The sequence below is a fragment of the Cobetia sp. 5-25-4-2 genome, from assembly GCF_013374075.1.
Classification (GTDB): domain Bacteria; phylum Pseudomonadota; class Gammaproteobacteria; order Pseudomonadales; family Halomonadaceae; genus Cobetia; species Cobetia marina.
Genome location: NZ_BLWK01000023.1, coordinates 1 through 457, shown reverse-complemented (window position 1 = coordinate 457; position 457 = coordinate 1). Strand labels below are relative to the sequence as shown.

Here is a 457-nt window from a genome sequence, read left to right as displayed (position 1 = left end):
GCACAACGCCATCGGCGTAGCTGCCTTCGTCCAGCGTGAAGGTGGTGCCAGTGCCAGCATCCCAGCTGGTGCCGCCGTCGAGGGAGACTTCCCAGGTGGCATCGGTCTCGAGACCACTGACGGTGACCTCGCCATTGCTGGTGATGCCGTCGTCGGTGATGTTGGTGTCGGCGGTGAGCGCAAGGCTCGGGATTTCAGGCGCCGTGAGATCACTGGTGGTGGTGCCGTCGGTCTCGAACGTATTGCCCGCCACATCGGTCGCGGTCATCGAGACGGTGAGGACGCCTTCGGTGAGCCCGGAAGTTGCGGTGCTCAGGTCCAGACCGGTTACGGACAGATTGCCGGCACCGTCGATCGTAATGTCAGTTGTGGCGACGGTGATCTCGTTGGCCGGATCGGCGCTGTCAGTGATGGTGATCACGACATTGCTGCTGTCGAGGCCGGCCTCGATGCTGCC

1 protein-coding gene is annotated in these 457 nt (G+C 63.5%); it reads right to left on the bottom strand.

Annotation, left to right across the window (positions count from 1 at the left end):
* Positions 1-457 (bottom strand): hypothetical protein (locus tag HXS65_RS17350; RefSeq protein ID WP_176494531.1); only part of this gene is annotated, 457 nt, incomplete at both ends.